General features: G+C 59.2%; 9 protein-coding genes. 8 read left to right on the plus strand and 1 reads right to left on the minus strand.

What is annotated here, in order from left to right:
* Positions 1-74: 74 nt before the first annotated feature.
* The 8 genes from DU506_RS16750 (at position 75) to DU506_RS16785 (ending at position 8,079) form a co-directional block, all read left to right on the plus strand.
* Positions 75-659, plus strand: a complete 585-nt coding sequence (locus DU506_RS16750) for a pseudouridine synthase (RefSeq protein WP_114488034.1) — start codon at positions 75-77, stop codon at positions 657-659.
* The gene (locus DU506_RS16755; RefSeq protein ID WP_114488035.1) at positions 659-1,105 is read left to right on the plus strand and encodes an NUDIX hydrolase; all 447 of its coding nucleotides are present in this window, start codon (positions 659-661) and stop codon (positions 1,103-1,105) included. The genes DU506_RS16750 and DU506_RS16755 overlap by 1 nt, the downstream gene beginning before the upstream one ends.
* Positions 1,106-1,183: 78 nt before the next feature.
* Positions 1,184-2,326 carry a tRNA 2-thiouridine(34) synthase MnmA gene (gene mnmA / locus DU506_RS16760; protein ID WP_114488036.1) on the plus strand — a complete coding sequence of 381 codons (1,143 nt, stop codon included), beginning with the start codon at positions 1,184-1,186 and terminating at the stop codon, positions 2,324-2,326.
* A complete protein-coding gene (gene hflD / locus DU506_RS16765; protein WP_114488037.1) occupies positions 2,323-2,964 on the plus strand; it encodes a high frequency lysogenization protein HflD in 642 nt (213 codons plus the stop codon). Before mnmA ends, hflD begins: the two co-directional genes overlap by 4 nt.
* Before the next feature lie 80 nt (positions 2,965-3,044).
* Positions 3,045-4,430, plus strand: a complete 1,386-nt coding sequence (purB, locus tag DU506_RS16770) for an adenylosuccinate lyase (RefSeq protein ID WP_114488038.1) — start codon at positions 3,045-3,047, stop codon at positions 4,428-4,430.
* A 61-nt stretch (positions 4,431-4,491) separates the two neighbouring features.
* Positions 4,492-5,673 carry a cupin domain-containing protein gene (locus tag DU506_RS16775; protein ID WP_114488043.1) on the plus strand — a complete coding sequence of 394 codons (1,182 nt, stop codon included), beginning with the start codon at positions 4,492-4,494 and terminating at the stop codon, positions 5,671-5,673.
* Positions 5,670-6,101 carry a GNAT family N-acetyltransferase gene (locus DU506_RS16780; RefSeq protein WP_114488039.1) on the plus strand — a complete coding sequence of 144 codons (432 nt, stop codon included), beginning with the start codon at positions 5,670-5,672 and terminating at the stop codon, positions 6,099-6,101. Before DU506_RS16775 ends, DU506_RS16780 begins: the two co-directional genes overlap by 4 nt.
* A gap of 382 nt (positions 6,102-6,483) precedes the next feature.
* Positions 6,484-8,079: an isocitrate lyase gene (locus tag DU506_RS16785; protein WP_114488040.1), complete on the plus strand. Its 1,596-nt coding sequence runs from the start codon at positions 6,484-6,486 to the stop codon at positions 8,077-8,079.
* A 104-nt stretch (positions 8,080-8,183) separates the two neighbouring features.
* Here the strand turns inward: DU506_RS16785 and DU506_RS16790 are convergent.
* On the minus strand, positions 8,184-8,803 hold a 620-nt coding region (locus DU506_RS16790; RefSeq protein ID WP_147273768.1), incomplete at its 5' end, for a transposase.

The raw sequence follows: 8,803 nt of genomic DNA on the forward strand, positions 1-8,803 counted from the left end.
GGAGTAGCCTTAGCACAGTCAACCGGTCTAAAGTCGGCCACTACTATAGTTTAACCGAGGGTCACCCCACCCCCATGAGCGACCTGTATTTACTGCATAAACCTTATCGCGTCCTGTCCCAGTTCAGTGACCGCGAAGGCCGCCGCACTCTTTCCGAATTTATTGATATTAAAGATATTTATCCTGCAGGTCGTCTCGATTACGACTCGGAGGGGCTGCTTTTACTCAGCGCCGACGGCGGACTGATTCACCGTATCGCGCATCCTCGGCATAAACAGCCTAAAACCTATTGGGCACAGGTGGAGGGCTGCCCGGATGAAACGGCACTACAAGCATTGCGTAGAGGTATTACCTTGAAGGATGGGCCGACTCGCCCGGCCAAAGTACGCCTGATGTCACCTCCTGCCTTCCCTGAGCGCGACCCGCCCATCGACCCCCGGCGTCATCCCGACACCGCCTGGCTGGAACTTACGATCAGCGAAGGCCGCAACCGCCAGGTAAGACGCATGACCGCCCACGTCGGCTTTCCGACGCTGCGCCTGATCAGGGCGGCTGTCGGCGCCTGGCGTCTGGATCAGCTGACTCCAGGGCAATGGCGTCGAGAGACCCTGCACGCCCCCCAACCCGCAACGCCACGTTCACGCCCGAGGAGATCCTGATGGAACGTTATTCTCCTCACGTGACGGTGGCCTGCGTGATCGAACGCCAGGGCCGCTACCTGATGGTCGAGGAAGAGCGTGGTGGTCCGCTCACATGCTTCAACCAACCAGCGGGGCATGTGGAACCCGGCGAAGGCCCCATCGCGGCCATCAGGCGTGAGGTGGAAGAGGAAACCGCCTGGCAGGTTCAGTTGACCGGCTATCTGGGGCTGTATGTGTTTCAAAGCCCAGATGGCTTGACGTTTCACAGCCATGGTTTCGTGGCCCGGCCCAAGACGTACCTGGCCACGCCCCTGGACAGCGACATTCACGCCACCCATTGGTTGACACTCGAAGAACTGGCCATCCATGAACATGCGCAGCGGTTGCGCAGCCCTCTGGTCATGCAGCGCTTGCACGACATGCGTGCCGGGCGCCTCTTTCCGCTGAGCGTTATCCACGAGTAACCGCGCAACACTCGAAGCGATGTGGCCGCATCGTGTATAATCGCCCCCACCTGCAGACCAATTCAACCGAGGATGGCAATGACATCCACCACTGGCAAGGTGATCGTCGGCATGTCCGGCGGCGTCGACTCTTCCGTATCCGCCCTGCTGCTGTTGCAGCAGGGCTATCACGTCGAAGGCCTGTTCATGAAGAACTGGGACGAGGACGACGGCACTGAGTATTGTACGGCCAAGGACGATCTCGCCGATGCCCAAGCGGTATGCGACAAGCTTGGCATTCCCTTGCATACGGCCAATTTCGCTGCCGAATACTGGGATAATGTCTTCGAGCACTTTCTCGCCGAGTACAAGGCCGGGCGGACGCCCAATCCCGATATCCTGTGCAATCGCGAAATCAAGTTCAAAGTGTTTATCGAATACGCTGAAATGCTGGGAGCCGAGAAGATCGCCACCGGTCACTATGTTCGACAAGGACAGGTGCGTCAGGGGCTGGCGAGCCAAGGCACGGACGAGGTTCGCCCCCGCCTGCTCAAGGGACTCGACCCCAACAAGGATCAGAGTTATTTCCTGCACGCCGTGCCCGAAGCGGCTATCGCCAGGACCCTGTTCCCGGTGGGCGAACTGGAAAAACCCGCGGTACGCGAGCTTGCCGAACGCCATGACCTGGTGACGGCCAAGAAGAAGGATTCCACCGGCATCTGCTTTATCGGCGAGCGCCGCTTTCGTGACTTTCTGCAACAGTACCTGCCCGCGCAACCGGGCAAGATCGAAACACCCGATGGCCAGGTGATCGGTGAGCACATGGGGCTGATGTACTATACATTGGGCCAACGCCAGGGCCTGGGCATCGGCGGTCTGGCCGACCACTCGGAAGACCCCTGGTACGTGGCGATCAAGGACCTCGAGCGCAATGTTCTGGTGGCCGTTCAAGGCAAGCATCATCCTCTGCTCTATACCGATTCATTGGCTACCGAAGCCATGGACTGGATCGCCGGCAAGCCTCCCGTTCACCAAGGCCGTTTCACCGCCAAGACCCGCTATCGCCAGAACGACGTACCCTGCACGCTGCGTACCCGCGACGACGGTGGTGTCGAGGTGCATTTCGACACTCCGCAACGTGCCGTTACTCCCGGGCAATCCCTGGTCATTTATGATGGTGAGATATGCCTGGGTGGCGGCGTGATTCGAGATACCTGGAACGCCCTGGAGTCAATCGCATGAATTCTCCCACTCCGATTCATCGCGCTCCTGATTCACCGGCAACGCGTCAGGCGCTGGCATTGGCCGGTGTCTTCCAGGCAGCCAGCCTGGTCGATGAACTGGCGCGCACCGGCCAGGTCGACCAACGTGCCTGGGATACCCTGATTCGCGCCACCGTCGACACCAACCCGGAAAGTTTCGAAGCGATCTACGGCGGGCACCCCAATAACCTGCGGCGCGGCCTGGAAACACTCGAAGCCCTAGTCGGTCGCAAGCAAGCCAATCCGGTGGTACTTCGCTACGGCTTTTCGCTGTTATTGCTGACCAACAAACTGCGCGCCAACACCGATATGCTCGACACACTGGGCCAGAAGCTCAGTCATATTCAAAACCAGGCCAATCATTTTGGCGCTACCCATGAAAATGTGATTGCCAGCCTGGGCGAGGCCTACCAGGAAACCATTTCCACCTTCAAGACCCGCATTGTGGTGCAGGGCGACCCCTCTCTCTTGCAGACCCGCATGATGCCCGAGCGTGTGCGTGCCTGTTTGCTTACCGGCATTCGCTTCGGCCTCCTGTGGCATCAGCAAGGCGGTCGTCGCTGGAAGCTGATTTTCCAGCGCAAGGCCCTGCGCACCGCCCTGGATAGCTTGAGCTGAGCGCCCATCACGCCTGTTGCCATACCCGCGCCGACTTCTTCGCCGCTTCACTTGATCACGATCGACCTGGAACCCATGCCATGCAACTTTCCGCTCTTACCGCCCTGTCCCCCGTCGATGGCCGCTACGGCGCCAAAGCCGCTTCACTGCGTGAACATTTCAGCGAGTTCGGGCTGATTCGTGCCCGTGTGATCGTCGAGGTACGCTGGTTACAGCGTCTGGCCGAACATCCGCAAATTCTCGAAGTACCCCCGTTTTCCGCCCAGGCCACGGCATTTCTGGAAGCGCTGCTGCGGGACTTTTCGGTGGAAGACGCCCAGCGCATCAAGGATATCGAGCGCACCACCAACCACGACGTCAAGGCGGTGGAGTATTTCCTCAAGGAGCGCATCGAACCCCAGGCCGAACTCAATGCGGTCACCGAATTTATCCACTTCGCCTGTACCAGCGAAGACATCAACAATCTTTCCTATGGGGTAATGCTCAGCGACGGCCTCAAGGCCTTGCTGCCCGGCATGCACCAGGTGGCGGATGCGATCGGTGCCCTGGCCGACGCCCATGCCGCCGAACCCATGCTTTCGCGCACCCATGGCCAAACCGCCACGCCCACCACGCTGGGCAAGGAAATGGCCAACGTCGCCTATCGCCTGAAGCGTCAGCTCAAGCAGATCGAAGCCGTGGAAATCCTGGGCAAGATCAACGGTGCGGTGGGCAACTACAATGCCCACTTGACCACCTACCCGGAGATCGACTGGCAAGCCAACGCCCAGACCTTTGTCGAGGGTCTGGGGCTTGCCTTCAACCCCTATACCACTCAGATCGAACCGCATGACTATGTGGCGGAACTGTTCGATGCGATTTGTCGCTTCAACACCATCCTGATCGATTTCGACCGCGATGTGTGGGGCTATATTTCACTGGGTTATTTCAAGCAGAAGACCGTGGAAGGCGAAATCGGCTCATCGACCATGCCGCACAAGGTCAACCCCATCGATTTCGAGAACTCCGAAGGCAACCTGGGGCTGGCCAACGCGATACTTGGCCATCTGGCGCAGAAACTGCCCATCTCACGCTGGCAGCGCGACCTGACCGACTCCACCGTGCTGCGCAACCTGGGCGTCGGCCTGGCATATGGCCTGATTGCCTATCAAGCCAGCCTCAAGGGCATCAGCAAGCTGGAAGCCAACCCGGAACGCCTGGCAAGCGACCTGGACAACAGCTGGGAAGTGCTCGCCGAACCCATCCAGACCGTCATGCGCCGCTACGGCATTGAAAAACCCTATGAAAAACTCAAGGAACTGACTCGCGGCAAGCGAATCGATCAAGCGGGTTTCGCCGCCTTCATCGACACCCTGGAGTTGCCTTCGGCAGTCAAGACCGAACTCAAGGCGCTGACGCCCGCCAGCTACATCGGTAACGCCGAAGAGCAGGCGCGAGCATTATCGAGCCGAATCGCGTCTCTGTAGTTTTCTGTCAAAGCGTCGTTTCGACCCAGTGACTTTCATCGCCATTACCGAGGGCAGTGCCATGCGCCACCGCGAGCCACCACCGACTCTACTGGGCGATCTTACGTCCGCCGATTTTCTGGCCCATTACTGGCAACAAAAGCCGCTGCTGATTCGCGGTGCCTTGCCTGATTTCATCAGCCCTATCGACCCCGATGAACTGGCCGGCCTGGCTTGCGAAGACGGTATCGAAGCCCGCCTGGTTGAAGAAAATGGGCCCGAAGGCCCCTGGCAGGTCAGCCATGGCCCCTTGGATGAAGCCACCTTCGCCCGGCTGCCCGAGCAGGACTGGACGCTGCTGGTGCAAGCGGTTGATCACTACGTGCCGGAAGTGGCCGCTCTGCTCGAACACTTCACCTTTCTGCCCCGCTGGCGGGCGGACGACATCATGATCAGCTACGCCCCACCGGGAGGCAGCGTCGGCCCGCATGTCGACCAATATGATGTCTTTTTGCTGCAAGCCAGCGGCCAGCGTCGCTGGCAACTGGGGGGCAAGATAGGCGATGAGGCACCGATCATTGCCGGTATCGACCTGCGTATTCTCGAGCAGTTCGAGATTGAAGCCGGTGCCGACTGGGTGCTCGAACCCGGTGACATGCTCTACCTGCCACCGGCTTGGGCGCATCACGGCGTCAGCCAGTCCGATGACTGCATGACGATCTCGGTAGGCTTTCGCGCTCCCTCGGCGGATGAGGCCATCACCTCCTTCGCCGATTACCTGGGAGAGCAACTTCCGGCTTCACTGCGCTATTCCGATGCCGGCATGGCACCCCCTGCCGACCCCGGCGAAGTGGATGATGCCTCAGTGGAACGCATGCGTGCATTGATTCTCGACACACTGGACAACCCGGCTCAGCTGGCTCAATGGTTCGGCCGGGTAATGACCCAACCCAAGTATGCGGATCAACTGATACCTGCCGACACCCCTACCGACACTGAATCGCTTGTCGCTGAGCTACAAGACGGTGCCCAACTGATACGCAGCCTGGGGTCACGCTTCGCCTGGCGCGCCCAGGACGGCCGTGAAGCCGTCTTGTTCGTGGATGGTGACGGTATTGCCTGCGCCTTGCCGCTGGCTAAAGCCTTGGCATCGGACACCCCGCTGGATGCAGAGCTACTCAAGCTTCCCGGTGCACCGGACCTCCTGGCGAACCTGGTCGATCGTGGAAGCCTTTCCTGGCCGATGGAGGAGCTGGGGGAATGAGCCCTGCCCTGACTCTTCAAGAGGGCGACTGGGCGAGCCTCGGTGAAGCCGCCGGGGCAATTCGCCGATGTGTCTTCATCGTTGAGCAGCAGGTGCCCCAGGAAGAGGAATGGGACGGGCTTGACCCGCACTGCCGTCACTTTTTGGCCTATCGCGGCAGGCAGGCGCTGGGGACCGCGCGCCTGCTTCCCGACGGTCACATCGGCCGTGTCGCGGTACTCGCGAAAGCGCGTGGCCAGGGGGTGGGGCGAGACTTGATGGAGGCCGCCATTGCCTGCGCTCAGCGCCACGGCCACCGCCGGGTGGTGCTTAGCGCCCAAACCCACGCACTGGCTTTCTATGAGTCCCTCGGCTTCGTCAGCCAAGGCGAAGAATTCCTGGATGCCGGCATTCCGCACTTGGAAATGGTGCGCCCCCTCACCGGTTGATCCTCCCACCTCCGCGTTTCCCGCCAGCGAAAAACGACTACAGCAAGTGCGTCGCCAGACCACTTCTGTAGTCAAGCTACAACCATGCCTGCCCCCAACCGCCAATTGTGATGGATGCCTGATTCCGGGATAGTGATCACCAACACAGCGTCCTGATCGCTGCCAAGGACTCCATGGTACTCATACTTTTATACTAGAGACCTTTTTGTTAGAGACAATTCACGCCAAGTGGTCGAATCTAGACGCACTTCGCAGGTGCAGCATAAGATAATGCTCATGTAACGAAAGAGACATTTGCTGTAAGCAACACTTGTTGTAAGAAATATTTACTGCAAAAGACTAACGGCAAACGGCTAACACTGAAAACGAAAGGATGGTTCTCATGTCAACACTGCTCGAAGACATCAAGGCAATCACACAATTGCGCGAAGCCCAGGGTGGCAAGTGGGCCCATATCAATCCTGAGCATGCGGCTCGCATGCGTGCCCAGAATCGTTTTCATACCGGCCTGGATATCGCCAAGTACACCGCCAAGATCATGCGTGAAGACATGGCGGCCTACGACGCCGACACTTCCAAGTACACCCAGTCGCTGGGTTGCTGGCATGGTTTCATCGGCCAGCAGAAGATGATTTCCATCAAGAAACACTTCAACACCACCAAGCGCAGCTATCTCTACCTCTCCGGCTGGATGGTCGCGGCACTGCGCAGCGAATTCGGTCCGCTGCCCGATCAGTCCATGCACGAAAAGACCTCGGTCGCCTCACTGATCGAAGAACTCTACACCTTCCTGCGTCAAGCTGATTCCTGGGAACTCAATCACCTCTTCCGTGACTTGGAAGACGCCCAGAAAGCCGGAGACAAGGCCAAGCAGGAAGAGCTGATCAGCAAGATCGACAACCATGAAACGCATGTTGTACCGATCATTGCCGACATCGACGCCGGTTTCGGTAACGCCGAAGCAACTTACCTGCTAGCCAAGAAAATGATCGAAGCCGGTGCCTGCTGTATCCAGTTGGAAAACCAGGTCTCCGACGAGAAGCAGTGCGGTCACCAGGATGGCAAGGTTACCGTCCCGCACGAAGACTTCATCGCCAAGATCAACGCCGTGCGTTATGCCTTCCTTGAGCTGGGCGTGGATGACGGCGTCATCGTGGCACGCACCGATTCACTGGGTGCCGGCCTGACCCAGAAAATCGCCGTGACCAACGAGCCGGGCGATCTGGGCGACCAGTACAACAGCTACATCGACGGCGATGTCATCGAAAAAGCGGAAGACATCAACAACGGCGACGTGGTGATCAAGCAAGGCGGCAAGCTGGTCAAGCCCAAGCGCCTGGCCTCCGGCCTCTACCAATTCAAGGAAGGCACCGGCGAAGACCGCGTGGTGCTGGACTGCATCACCAGCCTGCAAAACGGCGCCGACCTGCTGTGGATCGAGACCGAGAAACCTCACGTCGGCCAGATCGCCGGCATGGTCAACCGTATCCGTGAAGTGTGCCCGGACGCCAAGCTGGTCTACAACAACTCGCCGTCGTTCAACTGGACGCTCAACTTCCGTCAGCAAGTGTTCGATGCATGGGAGCAGGAAGGCAAGGACGTTTCCGCCTACGAGCGTGCCGACCTGATGAACGAGAAGTACGACGAGACACCGCTTGGCAAGCTGGCCGACGACTGGACCGCCAACTTCCAGCGCGATGCTGCGCGTGAAGCGGGTATCTTCCACCACCTGATCACCCTGCCCACTTACCACACGGCGGCCCTGTCCACCGACAACCTGGCCAAGGGCTACTTCGGCGACGAAGGCATGCTGGCTTACGTTGCCGGCGTGCAGCGCAAGGAAATTCGTCAGGGCATCGCCACCGTCAGGCACCAGGACATGGCCGGTTCCAATATCGGCGATGACCACAAGGAGTTCTTCGCCGGTGAAGCGGCACTCAAAGCCGGTGGCAAAGACAACACCATGAACCAGTTCTAAGCATGAAACTTAAGAGCGGATTTTAAGAACCGTTGTCAAGACCCGCTTTCAAGAACTGTCTCAAGCACCATCCGAAGGGAGGCCTCAGGCCTAATGCCAGTCAGTTAACGCTGACTGGCATTTTTCTTGGTGGGGTATTTCTGTGGTCGGCGCCTGACCGATCGAGGATAAGACCGCTCGCGTCGCTCAGGCAGGACGAAGGCAGGTGCCATGTCCAGCATCGATTGAAGCCCGCCGGGCACGCGTCCCGGCGAGACCCAGGGTAGGATCGTCAACGCCTTGATGAGCCAGTGGGCAGCCTGATGGAAGCTGAGCTGATTGGGATGCACGGCGTCCAGGCTATAGGCCATGCGCGCCATCTGGAAACGGATCAGGTTGTAGGCCAGCAAGGTGCCCCAGAGCTCCTGAAAGACCATCTCCGGCGTGCGGCTGCGCAACGTTAGACGGTTCCCTAACAACGATTGCTTGATTTCCCGGTAGCCCAGTTCGATTTCCCAGCGGTGGCTATAAAGGTCGACAATATCTGCCGCCGGAAAGCGCAGCGGATCGGACATCGAGGTCAGGACCTGGACCTCCTTGCCATTCACCTTGCGCCGTAACAGGCGCGCCGTCATTGTCGGCGGCAAGTCCGGCCACTTCTTGCGCGCCTGAGGTGAGGTGGTCAAGGTCACCAGGCGGTCTTGCCTGCCCAGCGAGCGTTGTTCCTGATAATGCGTTCCCTTCT

It is taken from the genome of Vreelandella rituensis (assembly GCF_003336665.1).
Taxonomy (GTDB): domain Bacteria; phylum Pseudomonadota; class Gammaproteobacteria; order Pseudomonadales; family Halomonadaceae; genus Vreelandella; species Vreelandella rituensis.